Here is a 24,018-nt window from a genome sequence, read left to right as displayed (position 1 = left end):
TGTCCATCTTTTTATTAGGGCAAAAATATTGTAGGGGGTTATGTTGTTGAGAAAACTAGCAACATGGGCCTTGGCGTTTGTTTTAGTTCTTTCATTCGCTTGGCCAAGCATGACGGCATCAGCTCAAGATGGTACTTTGAAGCTTGTTGTCGATGGAGTGGAAGTGGAAGGCTATGAGCAGCCATTCATGTCCCAAGGCAAAGTATTGATCCCGGTGGATGATTTATTCCAAGAAGCGGGCTTTAACGTCACGAAGGAAGCAACTGGTAAGTTGAACGTGACGAATTCATACTTAACGCTTGATTTTGACATCGCAGATCAGCAGATCAGTGTGAATGGCAAAGCAACGGATGAAGTATTCCCGCTTACGTTACGAAACTATGGAAATTATATTTCAACTGATTTCCTAGATTCATTGGAAGGTTTTGATGTAACTGTTTCTGAAGATGAGCAAACAGTGAACGTGACAACGAATCGTGTACAAGATGTCGATGCATTCCTTGAGAAGTTAATGGGTGCGGACTTGCAAAGCTATGAAGCTAACTTGACTTTGGACCAATCAATGGAAGCGACAGGTTCAGAAGAGTTTTCGATGAACATGCTAATGGATATGGCGATGAGCATGACAACAGAACCAGTCGCATTGCATATGACGTCGAAAATGACGATCGACATGGGTGAAGAAGCAGAAGAAGTTACAACTGAAGCTTATTTCACAGAAGATGGTTTCTTCCAATCCGATGGCGAGGAATGGACAAAGCTTCCTGCAGAACTATCTGACGTTATGTTAGAAGCTTCCACGACTCAAGTAGATCCTGTTGCACAATTGCAACTGGTGAAAGCATTCATGAAAGGCATCCACGTATTTGAATACGAAGATGTCTATATCATCACACAAACGATGACGAACGAAGAATTCAAAACAATGATGAATGACGCAATGTCTTTATTCTCAGGATTACTTCCAGAAGGTGTTGACTCTGTCGTCACTGAAGGCACTGTTGTGGAAGAGGTAACTGAGGAAGAAGCAGTGACTGAAGAAGAGCCTGCTACTGAAGAAGCAGTTGAAGAAGCGGCTACTGAAGAAGGCACTGTTACCGAGGAAGACGCTGCTGAAGGAGAAGCTACTACTGAAGAAGAAACTGAAGATGTTGTAGCTGATGAAGAAGCAGTTGAAGAAAACCTTGAAGATGTTGAAGTGGATATGGGGTCAATCCTCGACATGCTCAACATCAACATCGATAAATACTTCGTCGTGACAGTAGTCGATAAAGCGACATTGTTCCCACAATCGACTTCTGGTACAACAATCATCACAATGTCGATGGACGGCGAAACAATCACTATCAAGCAACTGATCGACGGCGTATTCAGCAAATTCAATGACGTAGAGGCAATTAAAGTACCAGCCGAAGTCATCGAAAAAGCTGTAGAGCTTGATTTTAGTGAAATCGAAGCAGAATAATAATGGTGCCTGTCCAAGGCATATTTATAACTATTTAATATCATGCATATAAATGCAACAGGAAGCCAACCAAAGTTTAATGCGGTTGGCTTCCTGTTTTTTAATATGCAATTGTAGTGAGCAGTCAGAATTGTTCACTGCACATGCACCAAAAAATTTTTCATTATGGATTCGCTTTTTTAAAACTATTCGCCATGATGCACGGCTATAAATAATTGGTCACTGTGCATAGTCACCGCTATAGTTGATGAGCGAGCATTCGACTACGCCGTCAGTGTCGGAAATTTTTTTCATGAAGGCTGTGTTGTCGTCGCGTAGCTTTAGTTCAAGAGTCAGTTCGATATAGCCTTTCCGGACATTTTTGGATTTCAACGTTGTGTTCAGTTTCCGCAAGTGATCTCGTAGTTCATCAGTCGCGGTTTCCTCATGCCGGATGATGAGTAGATATGATTGTTGGCGGAGTTTCTTCTTAGAAAGTACCGCAAGTGTGAAACCGATGACGAGGGAACCGATGAGAGCGAGTGGATACATTGCTGCGCCACTTGCAATGCCTGCCGATATCGCCCAAAACATGTAGACGATGTCGAGAGGATCCTTTACAGCTGTCCTGAACCTCACGATGCTGAGTGCGCCTACCATTCCGAGCGAGAGCACGATATTCGTACTGATTGTCATGATGATCATCGCCGTTATCATTGTCATTAGGACGAATGACACGTTGTAATTATAACTATAGACGACGCCCCGGAAGCATCGACGATACGTCCAGTAGATGAACATACCGATTGCAAAGGAGCAGAGAAAGCCGAAAAGCATGTCGATATAGGAAACACTTTTAAAAACATCTAGGCTCAATACACTTTTCTTTATAATATCATCAAAATTCAACACATCATTCATCCCATACTGCCCCCCGGGTACTATTGTTTATAATGGAATATATTCATCTCTCTACAAATGACGTATTTCGAAATGGCAGAACGCACAAAGTTTTCGGGCTGGAGGATGAGCCTTATATGGTCTGGCAAAAATTCATCGAATTTCACTTCCATGATTGTCTGCCCAGGCCCGATCACCTCCTGGAGAATTAAACCGTCATGAAACAAATCCATTCCATTCACTCCCGCCGCGAGCCGTTTATCAAAAGTGATTCTCACATTGCCCGCGTGATGCACGTAAGCTTCTCTCGTATAATCTGTTATCGCCCCCGGCTGGAAATTCCTGAATGCCAAAGCATGATAGAAGTCGCGACGCAACGGATCCGTATCATCACCCAATACCTCATAATCGCCCGCTAAAATGCAATCATACTCCACCCTGCTTAACGGGGAAGTTTCTTTGTGGATATAGCTGCCATACTTGCTTTTCCTCTCCAAATTGATAACCCGGTCACTTCCGTTATAAATCCGGATCCGATATTTTTCCCGATTGAAAATCCCATCGTTTTTATCATATAAAGAATGATCTTGGATTCCGTCAAAGTATAGACTTCGGATACCGTAACCATCGTTTGTAATCGAATGGGCATCCATCTCAAGGATGGCGGAAATTTTTGAACGTAAGGTGAGATAATCTTGAATATTAATGTAATACTTCAGCTCATTCCGAAGTTTTTTTCCTTGAAAGTACATCCTAGTCCACCTCAAATTCCCTTATCCCGTAGTAAAATTCCCCTTCTTCGTCCATATGCATGTCGAAAGATGTCTGCTCATTGCCTTTACTATCCTTCACTGTCACTTTCCAGTAATAAATCCCGTTAGCAGGTCTTTCCATCTGAAATTGATTCGTCCGCAAATCTTTTTCGGTATGGATGATTTCTGTGAATAAAGGATCCTTTGCTACGGCTGCTGAATAGAAAAGATCATCTCCTTGCAAATCGAATGAAATTTGCCAAGAGAATGTTAGGGTCCTCTCACCATCATCCTCCACATCGTCCATGTAAAACGGCTTCGGCTTTTGCAAATCCTCCAAAAATCGCTCAACTGCACGTTCTGGTGTATCGATAATCTGCTGAAGCTCCATCTCGTACAATTCCATCTTTTCCGGCATGTACTTTATATCCGGTTCTCTATAAAGAAATGGCTTTACGACCGGAGTATATTTTGTCAGTTGCTCCTCAATTGATTCTGCATTTATAAAGGTTTTCATTTCCTCGACCTTATCTATGAGCAATTGAACATGCTCCTCTGTCCTGAAAAAGCGGTTATGCAACGTATTGCCCCAATAGTTGCTAATGCCCGCCTGATACGGCCTGATGGTCATTTTTTCCCTTTGGTGTTCCCATGCTCCATCATAATCCCATGGGAGGATGTACCACTTGTCCGAATTCAATGGGGAATATAAATAAAAATTATTCGCGTCGGTATCCATATTGTCCATGAGAATGTTGACCGCGGTCCACGTCAAAAAGTTATCCAAGTCGAAATGGGCTTCCATCACTTCTTCGATCGGCTTCTTCATGTCATTTACATCTTCCAGCATTGCAATTAGTTTTTCATGCTCATTTCTGCCTTTAATTTCAAGTATAGATTCAAACATCTCTTCATTGTACGAAGGGGATGTCGTTGGTTTTATCTGATCGGGATAACGCTGGAACTCAAAGAACGTCACTTTATATAGATAACCATGAGGATCTAACCAATGTGTCTTAAGGAATTTTCCGTTAGCCTGCTCAACATGGGTGTATAAACCGTAATCCTCATATGCGCTGTTCGCATTCCGAGCTGTCATATCCTTCACATACAAATGGACGAACTGAGTTCTCAAACTCGTCAAATCCGGAACGGTTTCTAGCAAATCAAAAGATAGCTTATTCCGTACACGAGAAAAATCGCCAGTATGCTTGTTGAAATTCAATACTCGCTGATCCTGCCACAATCCCGCTTCATCATACAATTTAATTTTGTATGATTTTTGCGCAGCATAGCGGGACGAATTGCCCCGTATGCTAATTTTGGCATTCGGGGAATCAGCCCCATAGCCGAACATCCCAGATTGTGGCCCTTCTCCATCCTCAAAACCTTCGGCAACTGTAACCCGTAAATTTGCATCACTGTAGCGATCCGTCATTCGGTTCATTTCATACCAGTCGACTGACTCACCACCGGTATGCTCATCGGGCCAAATCGTAATATATAATGTTTTGATAGAGTCATCGACGTCCCGTTCATAAATTCGTTTATCTTCCTCCAAACTGCTCAATTCATTAAACATATCACTACTAGCTTCTCCAGCTACGAAAGCTGTTGATTCTTCCGGATGAGATGAATCAGGAGAACAGCCTGCTAACGCAATACCCGCCAAAGCTAATAAAAAAAGAGAAAGGGAACTGCGCATTCGCTTCTTTCCCTTAACCGCTTTAAGTGTCTTGAGCGGCTGCGGACAGAACGTATAATAGTGGATATGGCGGAGCACATATAACAGCCGAAGCAATGTTACTCCCATTACCAATACTGCCGCAACGAACAATCCACCGCCGTCAATCCCCCACTTCATTGCCCCATATGTCAGGCCGGCATTGAGGATGAAAAACAAAGCGCTGCAAATGAGGACACCTTTTTTATCATCAAAGTACATTAATGCGTGGAGCATGACGAACAGAAGGATGAAGAAGAAAAAGCCAAGAACGAGGACAACGAACAGATCCAGTTGCTCCATCGTAAATCCGATTTTCGGCAACCATTTTAGACCGAGCGCAATCGATAACAATGAGAAGAGCAACTGCACTTCAATCAATAAGCTGATTCCCGCTACCAACGAATTTTGCATCGATTCCTTTGCTCGCTTCAACCGTTCGTATGTGCCTCCTCCAACAACATTTGTGTAATAGATTTTATACTTTTCATAGAAGGATGTTTCAACGAGGACGACAAAGACGACAAGCGACGGAACGACAGATAAATACGCATAAAATACAGGAAGATCATAAAAAGGCATTAACCGATATTGATCAGCCACTACCATGGCATCTGTTCTCAGCCAATAAATAAAATTCTGGACAAACACACCGGAATAGACGAATACCCCGGCAACGCAAATTAGAGGATATTTCTTGAAATAATACATGAATGTGAAATAACGCCTTGAGTTGCTACGTGGAAACACTTGCTCCATATGAGCGGTGAGCAATGCTGCGACAATACCTAGCCCTATAACACATGCTCCAATCGCGATTACGACACGTTCCATATCCGTAAAAGTAAATAGCAGCCATCCAATTGGGATAGCGACAGCAAAGCCGATTGCAAAGCTTCTAAAAATACGCGCATAATCTTTCAATGCTGACATGTATACCGTTTGCAGCCAAATGACAACCAGTTCCATGAACATCAAGTATGCAACCAATTTGTAGATGCCGCTTTCCGAAACTCTGCTGAAAAAAACAAAACCAACGATTGCGGCGATTGGAAGCGTGAGTAGAAGGGCTCCGTAGAAGGAAGATATGATTTTCCCATATTCCCCTTCGTACACCTTATCGGCAACGAACCGTGTCAACACCATAGCAATCCCACTCGTCAAAATGATCGAGAAGATGAAACAGTACGTCATCGTCGCAATGAATAACTCGGATTCCATGCGTATACCGCCGGATAGTTCCATCATTTTTTTCAACACGAGCACTAAGGCTATGCAAAGCAGCATCGGTCCTGCCGTCATCGCAGACGAATAGCCGAACGCTTTGACAGTCCTCACGATACCCTCTTCCTTAAATAATTTCCTAAGCTCAAAACCGATTCCCGCCAACACAATCACCTACCTAAAGATTGATACAACGTCCGGTACCTTTCGATGAACGCACTTTTCCTATAATCCTTATGGACCCGTTCATATCCGGTCCTTCCCATCGTCTTCCGCAGTTTACTATCATGGCAAAGTTTCATAAGCGCTTCAGCAATCTGTTCATAATGAAGAACCGGGCAAATGATTCCGGCAGGTTCATCGTCTTCCGCCTTCCCTAATAGAAGTTCTTTACAGCTGCCGACATTCGTCGCGACAACCGGCTTCCCGTTCGCCATCGCTTCCAAAATGGCCAATGGCTGCCCTTCACTTATACTCGTCAACACGACCATATCCATTTTGCCGATATACTCCTTCACACTTACCTGCCCCGTGAAGATAATATTGTTGACACCGAGTGATGCTACGAGCTGCAAGCATTCTTCGTAATACATCTTTTCCTCGTTCACTGGCCCCATTATATAGAGTTCGGCTTTCGGAATTTCCTTTTCAACGAGTGCAAAACTGTGAATCATCGTTTTAATATCTTTTATCGCAACGACCCGCACAATCGCTCCAATACGGATGATACCGTCATCAGGAGGAGCCTCAAGTTCTGCATAGTCTCCGATTTCGACTCCATTCGGAATGATACTGATTTTCTCCTCCGCACATCCCATCTCTACTTCGATTTCCTTATTGCGATGGAAAAGCGTTATCACTTCATCCGCCGCATTATAAATAGCGCTCGACAACGTATAGAAATAGCGGATCCACAAATCTTTGAACTCACCTTTGACCCAATCAGCCTTAATGATCTCCTCTTCCCTCTCTCGGGAATAAATTCCATGCTCGGTCAACAGCAATGGTTTTCCGTGGAGATGTTTAGCCAACACGCCAATCATGCCCGCGTAGCCGGTTGATACGCTATGATATAAATCTGCTTCCGGAATGTCCGCACGAACCGTGACGATTAGCGGCAAGATCATCGAATTGACCGTCCAAAACAGATCATTGAAAGGTAGAGGTTGATCTGTTTCTTCCGCTAATCTTTCCACGATATCCAAATAGTCCTTACTCGATAGAAAATCCAACGAGTTTGCAAACATGCCACTTCGCATTAAATCAAACAAACGCCCCCAATCCGCCAACTCATTCCCGCTAATTAGGGAAGCGATATTGTCTAGATCCTCACGCGGCAATTTGAATCGCCTTCCCCACTTCCCTTTTTCCATTACGTACGAATCCAGGCAGATTTCCTTCACCTCAACAAGGTTTGAAGGCAGCTCATATAAGTACTTGCCTTTCCGTTTCGAATCGGCACTGATAGCGCAAATGATAAATTCATGCTCCGGCATCTCCTTCATCAGCGTTTGAATCCATGTCGAAACGCCGCCTGCCACGTAAGGATATGACCCTTCCGCAATCAAACAGATTTTCATCCGATTACCCTCCAAATTCCAGTTTGAACCGGTTATCATATACGGTAACTAGAAATACGCCTTCATCGATCCGTTTCACTGTACAGTTCGTCAATCGGCCGATTTTGCGCTCTGTCCGTAAGATGAAAAACACGTTCTCGTCTTGTCCGGACAGTTCCCCTTCAATTCCAGCCTCATTCACTGTCCATCTCATATCGGTTTTCATTACCCGCGCCATCTCAAGCGCCGCTTCTGTCGCCGTCATCGCTCGCACCCAAGGATAGGTCTTTTCAATTCTGGCCATATTCTCCTCGTACCCTTTGTAAATTTCTTCCCACGTCATGTTATAGCTTCTATCCTCACTAATTGCATCATCTGGATGAAGGAAGTTCGAGTAAATACCCAATGATGTCATCACATTTGCCTCCGCCCATCTGTCAAACGGTCTTTCTGTATATCCGGAGGTGACACGCGGCATTTCAATAATTCCGTCCGACGCAATTTCATATTCCTGCACATACGCTGCATTTGTCCGATCCTCGACGAAAAGCGAAGCAATTACCGTCAATTCCGGCCACGCCTTTTTAAGAGCCTCCCTTCCTTCAGCAGAAAGCACATTGGAAGGAGGTACATAGGAAGCGACGGTGTAATTCGGAAACGAAGCTTCCGTGAAGTCCAACACTTCTTCGATGGAAGCGACCATGTTTTGTTCATTCTCCCAAACATGATAGTCAAACTGAGCAGCAATATCGGTATTCCTATTGAGCGGTTGGTGATTGTATCCATGGATTCCCAACTCTCCCCCGCTCTTAATAATTTCACGCCCATAGGAAATGAGGTTCATCCGCGACGCATCCACTGGGTAGACATAAGGTGGATTGACGTCATCCCCGTACGTCTCGATCAGCACGCCTGTGTACTTTAAATTGTATTTCTTAGCAGTTTCGAGCATATTTGGCCACCAGATGTCCCTGTAAAACGTTGGCAAATCTTTTCGGTATTGCTCGTAAATTGCAGAATTCCTTCCCTTTGCAATCGGTGCAGGGAAATCGTCTATGAAAAACACTTTCGAATTATAAATCGGGTACATGAAATCCGGTTGCAGCATGCTTAGCGCCCCAGCTAGGAAACCACGATTCAACTTTTCCTCGAGCATTGACCCGTTAAAGACGACAAAAGCCCCTTCACCATATGCCGTCTTCCAAAGAAGCGGAATGCCTTGCGGGCTTTTTGCAAGCAGCTTCGCAGAATCGTCAAGCGAGACGAGCAAAGTGGAGTTGTAAATAAATTGGTTGTCAATTTTCCAACCGTTCTCTCCGATAAGTACATCGGAGACGAGCTCGATGCCGTACGAACTCACTTGATAGTCATAGGAGGATATGCCGAGTTTACGGTACAGGACAAGAAACTCGGGATCCGGTTCCAACGCAGTCATGAATAAAACATAACCTCCACTGAAAGCAAATTCTTCAACATCTTCTGCAATTCCTGCCTTGCCAAGTTGGTTGACCGCCAGAAGAACGACGTCGCAAACCTTGTAATCAAGCTTTCCATAATCAATATCAATTTCAAGTGTGTTAAGTTTCATATGACCTAACGTTTTCTCAGCATTATTTTTCAGCTTCATACTCGATTCATCGGATGACGAGAACGCTATACAATAAAGAGAGGTCCCATCCTCGGTCACCCTTCCATCCTTTTTGTCCACTACGGCGAGAAGTTCATCCATTTGACTGAGCAGCTCATCATTTTGTTGAAATGTCAGCACGAACTGTGAACGAGCAATGAGGAAGAAGATGCCTGATGCAAGTACCATAAAAAGGACAATATAGACACTACTAGCGAAGTTCACTTTCATAGGCGTTTATCCCTTTCGACCAATACCTGATGATTTTGATTCCACGGTTCGTCAAGACAACTTCGGAGTCCTTGACGGCTTGAATCATCCTTTGCAACGCCTCAGGTGAATTGATAGTGTAATAGAATTTTATCAAGTGTAAATAAGGGCCTTCTCTATCCGGATACCGATGCAAATACGCATTGCCGGTCTTTTCCGCTTCCTTATAAGTACCACTTCTAATTTCGCAAAGTATTTTTTCCTCGTAATCTTTTCCGGTATCTCCGTCATTTTTGGAAATTATCGTTCCGAGGACATCGATGTATTGCTCCCGGTAAATGCGGAGAGTGTGTTCATCCATAAATCCGCTATCCATATTTTTCTTAAGAGCATCACGGTAGTCACACGCAACTTCTATATTATCGGGATTACTTTCAAACTCTTCGGCAAGCTGCCGGATTGCTAGTGCCAGTTTGCGCTTTACTTCCATAATTGCACTTACAGCGTAATGGGACGTTTCGGTATCCTCATTTTCTACAGCTTTCTTGACGACATCCAAGTATTGGGTCGCGTCATCCTTAAGGACTTCAATCATTATTTTTCTCCGTGTTGTGTGGTCATTTATGAGTAGAGCCTCTTCAATCGCAACAGCATTAAGCTCTTTTCTTTTATTTACCTTCTCGAAAATATCCTCTCCTTTAACGAGGATATCTTCATCCAACTTGGCCATGTAGCGCCCGAACTCGTCGCCGTCATTTCGGATTGCTCGTTTCGGCCAAACAAATGCGAATGCCCAGCCTATCAAAGGCAGCAGGGAAACAACTATGAATCCAAGCATCCATTCTTTCCTTGAGTGGCGATGCAATATGGCGAGGAGTAAAGCCGAAACGAATGTGTACACAGCATAGATGTAAAACATATCAATTCCCTCCTCCCGCCCTCGTTTCGGTGAATATTAATGCGCGGGACAAAGCGGTTCCTGCCATGTCCGCTACAATCGTCAGCACATTTTCCATATAGAGTGACATATGGTCGAAGTCGATTCCTTTGGCGCAAACAATTGCCGCGATTTTCCCGTCAAGACGGATAGGGGCTGCCATCATAGGTGCGGAGGGATCCAATTTTTTATTCACAAATAAAGATTCCTTCTCGAGGACATGTCGAAGAAAGGCATGATCGTTAACTTTTCTAGAGGTCAAACTCGCTACCATTACGTGACCCGATCGGGCGATAAGCCGGGCGTACCGACGATCTTCACTTAATAGGAGGAGGAATACTTCTTTTGCATTAAGCACTTCCTGTACGACATGCACGGTTTGCAAATACACTGTTTGCGGATCCAATCCATCCAGTTCCTTTAAAAGAGAATGCACTTTTCCAAAGCTATCTTCGTCTGTCAAAATCCTATGCCGCAAAGCATTTTTTACATCCAATACGTCCTCATGCACTTCATTCAACAAGTCATATTTCAAGTCTAAATTGCGTACCTGTTCCCTTTGCGTCAAAATGATATTATTTTTCCTCTGAATTGCGTATCCAATGACAAGTGCGATGAATAAATAAAGGATTGCCTGAAATAAAAACGCAGTGTCATATAAAAGCGAAATAAATTCTCGTCCTTGTGATAAACGACCATACAGTATGAGCAGGATTGATAAGCCTGCTGCGAGCACTGCCTGACGTTTGCCGTAAAGGATGCCGAGCACGACGATATAAATGACGACAGCTACGCCGATTGACTGTTGCAGTCCTAGATCCCCATTCATAAAGAGCAAAGCAACTATCAAAAAAGCAAGCATGTTCTCGATATATGGCTTGGCGGACTGAACTGCTATTGACGATAGGAACCTGCCTGTTTTGCGTGCTTCTTTCTTTTCTTCCTTTTCATGTTGCGTCTTAAAATACATATATGTCCGCTTAAGCCCTTGCTCTAAATCATAAAGAGGCGCCCAATCGAGATGGTTCCTCAATTTTTCATTACTTAAGAAGGAACGCCGAATATCCCCTTCACGTTTCGGCCGATACTCTATTTCACCCGAGCCGTGCAAGGAAATAAGTGTTGAGGCAAGAGTATTGACGCTCGTTTCGGAATTTGTCGATATGTTATAAACACCCGTCAAATCTGAATGGGACGCCCGAAACAATACATCTGCTACATCTTCCACGTAAATGAAATCCCTTGTCTGTTCTCCATCGCCGAAAATTGCCAAAGGACGACCTTTTAACAAACAAGAATGGAATTTGGCTACCACACCTGCTTCGCCTTCGCCCCCTTGCCGAGGTCCATACACATTTGAAAACCGGAAGCTGACCGTATCCAAACCGTACAACTCTTTCCATTTCGCACAATAAGATTCCCCTGTCCATTTACTCATCCCATATGGGGAAATCGGATTGGCCGCATCCTCCTCCGTCAAAGGAACTTTGTCCCGTGCCCCGTAAACTGCCGCGGTTGAAGCAAAAAGAAACTTGCTAACCTTGTACTTTTCCGCAAGGACCAGCATATTCACAAGACCAAGCACATTACTCTCCGCATCGGCCTTCGGATCCTTCATTGAGGTATGCACACTAGCCTGCGCCGCCAAATGAACGACAACATCGAAAGGAAAAGACCGGAACACTTCCTCACATGCTGCATCTTCGACAGAAAGATTATAGCTTTTATGCTTACATGCTACTCTCTCCCGCCTGCCCTCAGAGAAATCATCAATAATGTAGACCTCATATCCCTCTTTGTAAAACCGATCAGCCACATGCGACCCGATAAACCCATACCCACCCGTAATCAGTACCTTCATCCAGTCACCTTCTACAATTGAATAATATTGTTTCCTACTAACTTACCAACACAAGACACTGAGGAACCACCAAACCTCCCATACTATATGAACGAGTAATTTAAAATAGGACTATTACAGGTTATGATTTTAAAAAGCCCATCAAAGGGCAAGAGCCGGTACCTACCATGGTGCAATCGCCTTAGTAGGTGCCTCTTTAGTTCGTGTTTGTGCATGGTGCATTTATGACAATTCATCCATATGTATGTAAATATAAAAGGAAGCCAACCAAATATTATTTTGGATGACTTCCTGATTCAGTGCATTAGCTGAATTGTGTCGGTGCCTGTGTAAGTAGCAATTATGACAATACCCATTTATGTATACTAATTCAAAAAACCAATCAAACGTTGATTTGATTGGTTTCTGAAATATAGATTATGCAATTGTAGTGAATGTCTTAACTGTTCGTTGCACAGGCACCGGTTTTAAGGTTTCCAATTTTCAATTCACTATAACATCTCGGCCGAAGATTACGTTATTTCCTTGAGTATCTTGTACAGGTGAATTACGGTCGTAGACAATTGAGACTCTTACATCGTATACATAATTTGAATATAGGTTGGGCACTACATTGCTATCATTTCGGGAGTATGTTCTGAAATCCAAGACATCCAGTAGAATATCTCCGTTTTCATATTTACCATTCCCATTTGTATCTATATAGATTATGTCACTAGTTCTATAATTATAAGTGTCATCATTCGCAACCGAAGCCCTGATTTTTACTGCAAATGTATCAGCTTCGGAGTTCATTGGAATGACCGACACGATAGATCCAGTGGGCAAAGCCTGTCCATTTATCGTGATAGCAAGATCGTGTTTATCCAATGAAGGAATCGAAATTGATCTATTAAAACTCAGCTGAATCGATCCGTCATTATATCCAATCGTTGCGGAAACGAGCTCAGGTTGAACACCGCTTACAAAGTAGACACTTCCACTTCCTGGTGCGGCAATCGTATTCCCTGCATTGTCACGAATATTATTGACAGTGAACAGAGCACTTTGGGACGTAGAAATACCTGAAGATGGAACGTGAATTGTTACATCAACTGATGTTGCTCGGTCAGCCGTACCTGTGATTTTAGTCGTCACATACGAACCAACCGGCAATGCTTTTCCATCCCACGTATAGTTATTAATATCTTGCACAGTTTCCAAGTTTACACCGCTGTCTGCATCACTTACTGTATAAGCTGCAACTTGCTCCCCATTATAAGCATCTTTCGGCGAACCGTTTGTGACTAGCCCCACAACTGGACGCGTACCGTCATACGAAGCTGCATTTTCCACAACGAATGTTTGATTCACGACCGCATTTGGATTCGGAATGCCAGCTTTATCCCGGACTGTATTAGCCGGCAAACGTAATTGATATGTTCCGTTTGACAAAGGCTCATTGATCGTGAGTGTATTATTGGCAATTACTGTATTTTGATAGCGGCCGCTATAAATTAGATTGAAATCTCTAGCCACACCCGTTCGTTGATCAATTAGCATGATTTTACTATTTCCGCCCGCATCAATATCTTCAGTAAAACTCGCCACAATTTTGCCGTTTTTATATTCAATCATTGTGAATGAAGGTGCTGTCGTATCCCTTGTTAGTGTCACGTTCGTTGAATAAAGAACCGCGCTGTTACCAACAGTATCTTTCACGTCAGCATCAATGAAGAGGACCGCGTTGTACGAATCTCGATATGATGTGCCCGTCCCAGTCAGGACAACCGTCTTTGCGTCCTTCCCAGCTTCCGCCTTCAAGTTCATGACCGTGCCATTCGACTGGACAAGACGCGCTTTCCCATTGAACGAAGTGATGTTCATTTCCTTATCATAAGTCACTTCTACCCGATTTTCGCCAATCACTTTGACGTCTTTAACAGTCGGTGCAACTGTATCCGCTGTAATCGTAATGGATGCTTCCACTGGATTTGGAGATGCAAAATTATTTTTATAGTCCTTCACGTTCAGCAGTTTAACGGTCGCTGTTGTTCCGGCTGCAATTTGTTTACTTGCAGTTACATTCAAACGGTTCGGGTTGGAAGGATCGTTTGCTACTGTTGCCGCAACATCATTCACATAAGCGATTACGCCTGAAGCACTGACCGGTTCATCAAATAGCACGGAGAATAGATTAGTCGAAGTTTTCGCAGTTGCTGATCCCGACACGAATTTCGGTGCAATATCATCTTTCGCCTTCAGAATTGCGGTGTATTCCTCGAATTTCCCACCAGCTGTGGCTTGAATTGCTTCCGTCGTTTTTACTGCATATTCCCCGTCAAATACCCATTGTGCCGTAATCGTCAACGTTTTCCCGTCTTCGGACAAAGAGCCAGTTAGCTGACCTGGGTTTACAGTCGATCCAGATACCATCGTAAATGTGATATTACGAATGTTATTGGAGGAATCAAGCACCGTAGATTTCGTGACAGGTGTTGCAAATTTCACTTCCACTTGCTTCGAGCTGATCGTCTTCACGTCAGTGACAAAGCGGTCATCCGCTGCATAGTCGAAAGTGATGGCGAGTGTTTTTTCCGCTGTCGCCTCGCCTTTTGTCAATGTAACGATATAGTTTCCTGCCGTTTTTCCTTGACCCACTTTCGCGGTGACATCTTTTTCAGTAATTAAGGACTCGGCATATTTTTGAACAGCTGCTAGTTTATTTTCTTCTGTCGCCAAAGGACCACGTGAAACGGTGACAGCACCCGCTTTTAATTGATCAGCCGCTGCATCTACTGCCACTTGATCTTCATCCACTTTCGGAACAACAAATGCTTCGCTTCTGAAGACGAATGAAGCCATTTGGCCACGAGTCACGAATGCATTTGGCGAAAAAGTAGTCGATGTCGTGCCTGTCGTAATTTCATGCGCATAGAGTGAACGAACAAAGTCAACATGCCACTGCTTGCTGTTTATATCGCTGAATGGCAGATGAACGGACTCCATCTCCTCTAAGCTAAAGCCAAGTACGATAATTTTCGCCATTTGGGCTCTCGTCAGACTATCATGCGGTTTGAATGTATTGTCCTCATAGCCTGAAATGATTCCCTCTTCGACAAGCGCAGCAATGTAGCCATAGTAAGGGCTTGTCTTGCTAACATCCGTAAAGCCCGGATCACTAACATTTTTCGTATCCAAATCAAGTACCATCGCCAAAAGCTTTGCCGCATCTTGCCGTGTAATGTTCTGCCCCGGCTTGAACGTTCCGTCCGAATATCCGCTCATCATGCCAGCCGCCGTATATTTCATAACTGCATCATAAAAATGATGACTTGGAATATCTCTTACATCCGAAAACGACGGTGTCTCCGCTTTCACTGACACAGGCGCAACTGCAACAACCCCTGATGCTGCAACCGTAGTCGCCAATGCCGCTGTAAACATCTTCGCTTTACTATTCTTCTTCATAATCTACGCCTCCAATTTGTATTGAATAAAGTATGTATACTGTACTTTCTCTCACAATCTACCAAGCTAGTCAGCTATTACTAGTATAAGTTAAGTGGAAAATTCATGCAATGCAGAACTTAATTGTGGCGTTGCATATGCATGGTGCTTTTATAACAATTCATTATTTCGTATATAAATATAAAAAGAAGCCAACCAAGTATTAATTTGATTGACTTCTTGTTTTTGTCTATATAATTGTAGTTCATAATCAGAGTCTTTTACCGCACTGGCATCATTTAAAACCATTAAATTCCCACTGGCACAATGTACATTCCTGCGGCTGGGTCGTGTTTGACAACGACATTAACGCCATATATGTCCTGGATAAGGTCTGCTGTGATGATTTCCTCCGGTTTGCCTTTAGCAGCGATTTGCCCGTCTTTCATGACGATGATGACGTCGCTGTATTTGATGGCTTGGTTGATGTCATGCAATACCATGACGATGGAAATGCCGTGTTGTTTATTTAAACTACGAACGAGTTCGAGCAGCTCATACTGATAATAGATATCTAAATACGTCGTCGGTTCGTCTAAAAATAAATACGGCGTTTGCTGAGTGAGCGCCATGGCGATCCAAACCCGCTGCATTTGCCCGCCGGATAGGCTGTCGATCGGCATATGCCGCTTATCAAGCAAATTCGTGCTTGTGAGCGCCCATTCAATCGCCTCTTCATCCTCTTTCGTACTTGACGCAAAAAAGCTTTGATACGGAATCCGCCCATACGCGGTCAGCTTTTCGACCGTCATATCGGAAGGGGCGTTGTTTTGCTGATGGACGACCGCTAACCGCTTCGCTAACTCCTTCGGTTTGAATTCGCGCAACGATTTCCCGTCTAACAACACATCCCCATTTTGCGGCTGATGATGATTCGACAGGACACCCAACAACGTTGATTTCCCACAACCATTCGGCCCGATGATCGTCGTCACTTTGCCGATATCGATTGAACTGTCGATTCTTTGCAAAGTATCACTCTTCTTGTCGTATGAAAATGTGACTTCCTTAATGTCCATAAATGCGATCACTCTTTCGTAGCAAGAATATGAGGAATGGCCCACCGATCACTGCCATGATAATGGAAGCTGGAATTTCATTCGGTGCGATCAATGTCCTTCCTAACGTGTCCGCCAATAAAATCAACAGCGCACCTGCCAACGCGGAAAACGGGATCAACACTTTATGGTCGTTGCCGACGAGTGTTCTGCCGATATGTGGAACCAATAAACCGACAAAAGCGAACATGCCCGCCACTGTCGTCGCAATCGAAGCCAATAAAACCGCAATGATCGAAATGACAAATCTCGCCATATTCACATTAACGCCAAGGCTTTTCGCCGTCCGATCCTCAAGGGATAAATAATTGCACCATCTATATACGAAAAACGACAGCAAAAGTCCGATCGTCCCATAAAGCGCGATCACTTCCACTTCGCTCCATTTTTTCATCGTCAACGTCGAAGTCGTCACTTGACTCACCGACTGTGTAATGCCGTTCCCGCTAAATCCGATTGCCTGACCTAATCCAGTGAATAACGCGTTGACCGCAATACCGATTAAAATCATCCGCAGCGGGTCCAAGCCCGACTTCCACGATAATGAATATACTAAGAAAAACGCCAGCGCACCGCCGATAAATGCGAACAAAGGAACAAAAAAGAATAATGCCGGGAACATCGCGATCACCAGCACAGACATGAAGCTCGCTCCTGCGGAAACTCCGATGATGCCAGGATCCGCCAACGGATTTCGCATGACTGCCTGCAGCAAAACGCCCGCCACCGACAAAGCAGCTCCCGCAAATACCGCGATCAAAATCCGAGGCAACCGCAAGTCTTTAATGATGGCGACATCATCGTTCGTTCCCGTCAACAGCCCGTGAATTAATTCGAAAGGCGTCACCGAGATGCTGCCTGTCAATGCAGATTGGACGAAAACGATCACTAAAAGAAGCGCAACAACTATAAAACTGATGCTTTTCCGATTGAATCCCGACATGATTTTACCTGCCTTCATTTCTCTTCATGCAGCATGTTCATTAACTCATCCAACGCTTCTGCCGCGGCCAAATTGCCTGTCGTGCCGAACAGCGTCTCCTCCAAATCATAAACACGCCCATTTTTCACCGCATTAAAATGCTTCCACACATCATTCGTCCGGAACTCCTCATCAAACATCTTGATCACTTCCTCAGGCATTCCGTGTGCCGCCCGTAAAATGACATCCGGATTCGTCTGCTGCAAGAATTCCGTATTAGAAGAAATAAATTCAACATCCTCGCCTGTAATGACATTGACGCCGCCAGCCCGCTTGACGAGATCCCCGATATACGAATGCTCCGTTCCCACCAAATAGCTGCCCGGAATCCCCATGAGAATGAGTACAGAAGGCTTCTCTTTCCCTTCAATCGCTTTTTCGATTTCAGCAGCCTTGTCCTCGAATTGTGCCACAATCGCTTCTGCCTGCTCCATCCGATCGTATTTCTCACCGATTTTCAAGATTTCTTCGTGCATCGCGTCGATGCTTTCGAGATTCGCATACGTCATATCGATCCCGCGTTCCTCAAACATTTCTTGCAAGTCATATTTCAACGTTGTCACCGAATAAATTTCCGTCGGCTTCAACGACAACAGCATTTCCATGTCCGGGCTCATTGGATTACCGACTTCCTTCGCATTCGCATAGCGTTCCGGCAAATCCTTGTAACTCGACGGTACGCCGACCAAATCGATGTCAAGGGCGTCCATGATTTCTGTCAGCGCGACAGTCGTTGCAACGATTCGATCGCCGTCCTGCTCGCCGTTTTGTTCATTCGCCTGATCTCCGGCATTCGCAGAACAGCTGGCAAGCATGACACTTACCACCAAGCCGAAAAGGCCGATCGCTTTTTTCATTCCAGCACAACTCCCTTATTTTCGAGCACGTTTCCTTGCTAAAGCAAATACGATCGCGGCAACAATGACCGCAGTAATTGCAGCTATCAAAACGAATGTGCCTGTCGAAGATTCTTCTTTTTCATCTTTTACATCTTCAACTGCAACTTCTTCAACTGCAACTTCTTCAACTGCGTCTTCTTCCTGTTCTTCAAGTTCTTCGTCATTCGCAGCATCAGCTTCTTCAGACACAGCATCCTCTTCTGTATCTGCTGCATCTTCATCTTCCGTATTCACTTCAGTCGCGTCTTCCGATTTTGCTTCGGATTGCTCAGCCTTATCTTTTTCAGATTCAGTCACAGTCAATTTCTCTTCTGCTTTCGTTACGTTCTCAGTCGTTTTTGCTGTCTCGGTTTTATTCTCCGCAGGCTTTTGAGCTGGCTTTTGTTCCTGCTTTTGAACCGGCTTCGCTTCGTTCTTCTTCGGCGTTTCCGGCTTCGTTTCCTTAGCAGGAGGCGGTGTCGCTACCGGTTTTTCCACCGGAGGAGCCGGGATGGAAGACGTATTGAAGCTGAAGCGGATATCGTATTTATTGTCATATTCAAATCCAGGAATGCCTGTCACGATAATATGGATTTTGGCATTGACCAACTTCGTCAAATCCGAAACCGTAAATCGCACGACTCGTGTATCACCTGATTCGCTCACCACTTTCACATCCGAAAAACTACCGCCGTTTTGCACTTTGAAATATTGCCACCACGAGCTGTTTTTCAATGTGACCGTCACAGTCGCCTTATCGTTCGCCAACTGCACTTTCGCAGGGCTCACCATGTAGTCCGCCGTTGTGGATTGTTCGTTGCTATTATCCTTCAACACAGTGAACGGGACAGTATATTCCCCATCCGCAAACGTTGCAGCAGCCGCTTTTTGCGGCATGATTGGAATGAAAAGCACCGTGACCAAGAAAAGCGTCATTGCTACAATCAAATGTCTTTTCATTTTAAACTCCTTCGCTCCACACACAACGCCGGCTGTCACAATAAGCGTGACGCCGGCATCCGTGCGAAAATTATTGAACTGTTTCAAGCATGTTGTAAACCATTTTAACTGCATGAGCACGAGTTGCGTTTGCTTTCGGCGCAAACACTTTCTCGCCTTTCACAACATCGCCGTCAATAATGCCAAGACCAACTGCCAATTGAACAGCGTCTTTTGCATAGTCGCTCACTTGAGCTGCATCTGCGAATTTAACAGTTGTTTCTACGTTTTCTAATGCAGAACCATTTTTATATTCGATTGCACGGACGATCATCGTTGCCATTTGCTGACGAGTGATCGCTGCATTCGGGTTGAATTTCCCTGCATCACCTTTAATAATTCCAGCACGGTTCGCTGCTTCCACTTCATATACGAAGCCTTCCATTTCTTTCGTTACATCAGAGAAAGTTCCTTGGAATTCTTGCTTTTCAAGGTCCAATGCACGAGAGATGATCAATGCGAATTGAGCTCTCGTAATTTTGTCATTTGGCGCAAATGTTTCAGATGATTTTCCTTTGACGATTTGCTTCGCAGCTAGTGCTTCGATATATGGTTTTGCCCATGTTTTCTCGATATCTTTGAATGAAACCGTTACTTCCTCTTCCGGTTGTTCTGGTTGCTCAGGCTGTTCCGGAGTTTCAGGTGTTTCAGTCGCTACTGGTTTAACGCTGTCTTTGTCGAATGCAAGGCGAACTGTGTAATTTCCAGTGTGGTTAGCTTCCGCAACGAAAACCGTTACTTTCGCGTTCATAATTTTTGTGATATCAGCAACTTCGAAAGAAACAACGCGTTTGTTTGCTTCTTCATCGACACTTACTACTGTCGCGTCGACGAATTCGCCATCTTGCTCAACTTGGAACTCAGTGATTTGCTCGTTGTTTGTCAATGCGAATGAAACGACTTGCTTGTCGTCTTTCACAGACAATGCTGCTGGCGTTTCAATAAAACGTGCCATGCCTGCAGACTCTTTATCTTCTGTTGCATGCAACACTTTGAAATCAATTGTGTACTCGCCTTCTTCAATTGCTGCAGGTGCTTCAGGAGTTTCTGGTGTTTCTTCTACTTCAGTTCCTTCTTCTTCAGCTGGAACATTGCTTCCGTCGAATTGGAAACGGATGTCATGCGTTTGATCATACTCACCAAGACCAGGAATTCCTGTCACAATAATATGCGCTTTTGCATTTAATATTTGTTCAACATCTTTTAATTCAAACTTCACAACACGTGTTTTCTCTTCTTCGTTTTCGCTAACAACTTCAGCGTCAACATATTTGTCGCCATCTTGGATCTTCAACGATTGCCAATATTGGCTATCCAAAAGTGTTATGTAGACGAACGCCTTACCATCTTCCACTTTCACTTGTGCTGGGCTTTTCACATATTTACCTGCTACAGAAACCTCGTCCTTATCTTCTTGCAATACTTTGAAAGGAAGCTCATAAGACGCCTCCTGTTCAGCAGTCACTTCAGCAGCTGCTGCTGGAAGTGCAGGCATAGCTGTAAAGATCAGCAACATCGCTGAGAATAAAACCATTAAATTCTTCTTCATACTTTGTAATCTCCTTTTCTACTTTTTCGACCGTAGTAATTTCATAGCAACAAAAATCCCAACTATAACAACTATCGCAGTCGCAATATAAAACCAAATTTTACTGCCTTCACTTACGGATTCAACCCATTGCTGGTCCGTTTCCTTCGAGGAATCCACATCAACCGCAACACGCACCGTGTATGAGTGATCATAAGGAATCTCCAACTCATCGATCACTACATGCATCTTCACTGGGAATGGCTCAGCCAACTCGCCGTCCACATTCAGCTCAATAACGCGCGTATCCGCCTCTACATCCTCCGCAACGACTTTCGCGTCTATAAAACTATCGCCGCTTTTTTCCTGCAATTGTTGAACCCACTTACTATGATTCAACGTCAACTGCAAAACCTGGTTGTCGCCATCCACCTTTAACAACGCTGGCTTCTCGAAATAATCATTTGCAATCGACACCGAATCCGAATCGCCCTGCAGCAGCTCATACTCCACTGCATATACACCGTCGGACAACGACTCCGCCACCACAGGCACAGCCGATAACGCCCACAGCAGTATAACAGCACCAAACCAAGGCGCCACCCGTCTCCTCATGCAAACTCCTCTCCCACTAGTGAGAACTGTTATCAATTATTACATTCTTATCATAGGACAAGAGCCCCCCTTTTAAAAGCCCCCTCACCAATATTCACACATTGTTCACATAAAAAGGAATGAAATGTGACGGATTATTATATCGGCTTCTTTGCACCGTGCTTATGACAACTCAATTCGAAAGATAAAAATCCAAAAGGAAGTCAACCGTTATCAAACGTTTTTATTTTTAAAAATAATCAAAAGCCCTTTTAAGAAGAACCAGTTTTTAATTTTTTTAAAACTATTTTCAACAACTGTAAGAAAGGCTTTGTAATGCTTATTTTAAGACTTTATTACACACTTCTCTGCATCTTAAATTAAATGATTTCATTGCTTGGTTTTAAAAATTTTAAAAAACCATTTGACTTTTTTTAAAAATATAAGTACGATTCTATTACGCATTACACAAATTATAGAACAATTGCGAAAGGATTTGACTTCATGACTACTACTTTATACGGAAATACTCCTTGCTTTCTCGGTGCAAAAAATATCTCAGTCAAAAAATCGTTTGAAGACATCGATGCGGTCGTTTATGGTATCCCTTGGGAAGGCGCTGTAACATGGGGCGATTATACAGGCTGTGAACTTGGACCGAAAGTGATGCGTCTTACATCAGCTCGATACAGTGGCTATTTACCTGAACTTGACCATATTGATGTATTTGAACATATGAAATTGGGAGATATCGGTGATATCGATGTTGTACCTGCCGATGTCGACGAAACAATGACACGCATTACAAACTTTACTCGTCAACTTTGGGACAGTGGAAAATTCTTGATCGGTCTTGGCGGAGATCATGGTGTCACTTTCCCGATTGTGAAAGCGCTTGCCGAAACAGGAAAAAAAGTAGGCATTATTCATCTCGATGCACATTACGATAACCTCCCATCCCATAACGGCGACCAGTATGCACGTTGCAGTCCATTCGCACGACTCTATGAGCAGGAAGGCGTCCGAAATGAAAGTATTATTCATACAGGAATTCACGGCCCTCGCAATGAGCCACAAGCTGGCCGTAATGCAAGAGAAGCTGGCGCAGTGACTGTGACAATAAACGATATCCGTAACCATCAAGATTTAAAACAACTTGCTGCAGAATTGCATGCAATGGCTAGCAAAGACGTAGATTGTGTCTATTTAAGCATCTGTAGTGATGTTTTGGACTTCGCCTTTAACCCAGGTGGACCAGTTGATGGGAATGGACTTACGTCATTCGAATTACTAACACTTGTTCACGAGATATGTAAACAAGGAGTAGTTGGTATGGACTTCGTGGAAGTTTATCCTCAACAAGATCCAAACCAAAATTCAGCACATTTCGTTTCAACGGTTGTGTTATATGCACTCGCCGGAGTCATAGCCAAAAATAAATCAGTATCGTTATCTCCTGCTGCAGCTGGTACAATGTAAGCAACTTATTTATTAAGAAACTGGTGATATCGATGAATGAAAATCGGCATATCTTAGATCGCTACAAACCTGTAGCTGATATGATTTTCGCAACATTTGGCAGCAACTGTGAAGTCGTGCTTCACGACATCCATAACGTTCAATCATCTCTTATCTATATAAAAGGGACTGTAACAGGAAGAGAGCTTGGAGCACCAACAACTGAAGTCATCTTAAAAGAATTGCGACAACATGGCAATCAGGTAAAAGACAAACTCGGCTATACGACGCGGACGAAGGAAGGCAAATTAGTCAAAACATCCATTTCGTTTATCCGAAATGATCATGGAGAAGTGATCGGCTTTTTAGGGATTAACTTTGATATCACGGCCTTTTCAATGGTCAATCAAATTATTAAAGATTTTTCCTCCACAATGGATTTCGATCAGGTAGACCATCATTCAAATGAATCATATGCAAAAAATATTGAAGAAGTCTTTGACCATTTGATCAATACTGCGCTCGTCGAGACAGGTGTTTCAATCCAGGATATGTCAAGAGAAGATAAAATCCGGTTCGTTCAAAATTTAGAGGAAAAGGGTACTTTCCTCATTCAAGGATCAACCGAGCGAATTGCAAAAGTCCTGAGCGTATCGAAACAAACCATCTATAATTATTTGGAATTAAACAAGGCCAACAAAAGCTGAAGTGGATCTCTAAGTTAACAATGATCCACAGTCCAAGGCTTGGATAATTCCTAAATTTAGAACGATACCTGTAACAACTTGTTACAGG

Annotated in this window: 17 protein-coding genes; 3 read left to right on the top strand and 14 right to left on the bottom strand. The window is 43.7% G+C overall.

The window, feature by feature from the left end; all coding sequences use genetic code 11:
• Nucleotides 1-46: 46 nt before the first annotated feature.
• Nucleotides 47-1,465: a DUF6612 family protein gene (locus AC0L13_RS03835; RefSeq protein WP_473644147.1), complete on the top strand. Its 1,419-nt coding sequence runs from the start codon at nt 47-49 to the stop codon at nt 1,463-1,465.
• Nucleotides 1,466-1,684: 219 nt separating this feature from the next.
• Here AC0L13_RS03835 and AC0L13_RS03830 read toward each other — a convergent pair whose 3' ends face one another.
• The 14 genes from AC0L13_RS03830 to AC0L13_RS03765 form a co-directional block, all read right to left on the bottom strand.
• Nucleotides 1,685-2,365, bottom strand: a complete 681-nt coding sequence (locus tag AC0L13_RS03830; protein ID WP_473644145.1) for a DUF4956 domain-containing protein — start codon at nt 2,363-2,365, stop codon at nt 1,685-1,687.
• A 20-nt stretch (nt 2,366-2,385) separates the two neighbouring features.
• Nucleotides 2,386-3,096 carry a polyphosphate polymerase domain-containing protein gene (locus tag AC0L13_RS03825; RefSeq protein WP_473644143.1) on the bottom strand — a complete coding sequence of 237 codons (711 nt, stop codon included), beginning with the start codon at nt 3,094-3,096 and terminating at the stop codon, nt 2,386-2,388.
• Between the two features lies 1 nt (nt 3,097).
• A complete protein-coding gene (gene pelG, locus AC0L13_RS03820) occupies nt 3,098-6,211 on the bottom strand; it encodes an exopolysaccharide Pel transporter PelG (protein ID WP_473644141.1) in 3,114 nt (1,037 codons plus the stop codon).
• Nucleotides 6,212-6,213: 2 nt separating this feature from the next.
• Nucleotides 6,214-7,623 carry a GT4 family glycosyltransferase PelF gene (gene pelF / locus AC0L13_RS03815; RefSeq protein WP_473644139.1) on the bottom strand — a complete coding sequence of 470 codons (1,410 nt, stop codon included), beginning with the start codon at nt 7,621-7,623 and terminating at the stop codon, nt 6,214-6,216.
• A gap of 4 nt (nt 7,624-7,627) precedes the next feature.
• Nucleotides 7,628-9,460, bottom strand: coding sequence for a DUF2194 domain-containing protein (locus AC0L13_RS03810; protein ID WP_473644137.1), 1,833 nt, complete (start codon nt 9,458-9,460; stop codon nt 7,628-7,630).
• Entirely contained in the window at nt 9,441-10,358 is a 918-nt protein-coding gene (locus tag AC0L13_RS03805) for a hypothetical protein (protein ID WP_473644135.1), read from the bottom strand. Before AC0L13_RS03805 ends, AC0L13_RS03810 begins: the two co-directional genes overlap by 20 nt.
• A gap of 1 nt (nt 10,359) precedes the next feature.
• On the bottom strand, nt 10,360-12,237 hold the full coding sequence (locus AC0L13_RS03800; protein WP_473644133.1) for an NAD-dependent epimerase/dehydratase family protein: 1,878 nt from the start codon (nt 12,235-12,237) through the stop codon (nt 10,360-10,362).
• A 483-nt stretch (nt 12,238-12,720) separates the two neighbouring features.
• A complete protein-coding gene (locus AC0L13_RS03795) occupies nt 12,721-15,687 on the bottom strand; it encodes an S-layer homology domain-containing protein (RefSeq protein WP_473644130.1) in 2,967 nt (988 codons plus the stop codon).
• A 287-nt stretch (nt 15,688-15,974) separates the two neighbouring features.
• The gene (locus AC0L13_RS03790; protein WP_473644128.1) at nt 15,975-16,745 is read right to left on the bottom strand and encodes an ABC transporter ATP-binding protein; all 771 of its coding nucleotides are present in this window, start codon (nt 16,743-16,745) and stop codon (nt 15,975-15,977) included.
• Nucleotides 16,735-17,727 (bottom strand): FecCD family ABC transporter permease, encoded by a 993-nt coding sequence (locus AC0L13_RS03785; RefSeq protein WP_473646834.1) that lies wholly within the window; start codon nt 17,725-17,727, stop codon nt 16,735-16,737. Before AC0L13_RS03785 ends, AC0L13_RS03790 begins: the two co-directional genes overlap by 11 nt.
• A gap of 14 nt (nt 17,728-17,741) precedes the next feature.
• On the bottom strand, nt 17,742-18,623 hold the full coding sequence (gene isdE / locus AC0L13_RS03780; RefSeq protein WP_473644126.1) for a heme ABC transporter substrate-binding protein IsdE: 882 nt from the start codon (nt 18,621-18,623) through the stop codon (nt 17,742-17,744).
• A 15-nt stretch (nt 18,624-18,638) separates the two neighbouring features.
• A complete protein-coding gene (locus AC0L13_RS03775; RefSeq protein WP_473644124.1) occupies nt 18,639-19,604 on the bottom strand; it encodes an NEAT domain-containing protein in 966 nt (321 codons plus the stop codon).
• Between the two features lie 70 nt (nt 19,605-19,674).
• Complete coding sequence (locus tag AC0L13_RS03770) at nt 19,675-21,192, bottom strand: NEAT domain-containing protein (RefSeq protein WP_473644122.1); 1,518 nt, start codon at nt 21,190-21,192, stop codon at nt 19,675-19,677.
• 18 nt (nt 21,193-21,210) lie between these two features.
• Complete coding sequence (locus AC0L13_RS03765; RefSeq protein ID WP_473644120.1) at nt 21,211-21,786, bottom strand: NEAT domain-containing protein; 576 nt, start codon at nt 21,784-21,786, stop codon at nt 21,211-21,213.
• 483 nt (nt 21,787-22,269) lie between these two features.
• Here AC0L13_RS03765 and AC0L13_RS03760 point away from each other — a divergent pair, with 483 nt between their 5' ends.
• Together AC0L13_RS03760 and AC0L13_RS03755 are read left to right on the top strand one after the other, a co-directional pair.
• Nucleotides 22,270-23,244, top strand: coding sequence for an agmatinase family protein (locus AC0L13_RS03760; protein WP_473644118.1), 975 nt, complete (start codon nt 22,270-22,272; stop codon nt 23,242-23,244).
• A 32-nt stretch (nt 23,245-23,276) separates the two neighbouring features.
• Entirely contained in the window at nt 23,277-23,930 is a 654-nt protein-coding gene (locus AC0L13_RS03755; protein ID WP_473644116.1) for a helix-turn-helix transcriptional regulator, read from the top strand.
• Nucleotides 23,931-24,018: the final 88 nt, after the last annotated feature.

It is taken from the genome of Sporosarcina sp. QA0331 (assembly GCF_055808055.1).
Note: the sequence above shows the minus strand (reverse complement) of the source record. Positions and strands in the feature narration are given on the sequence as shown.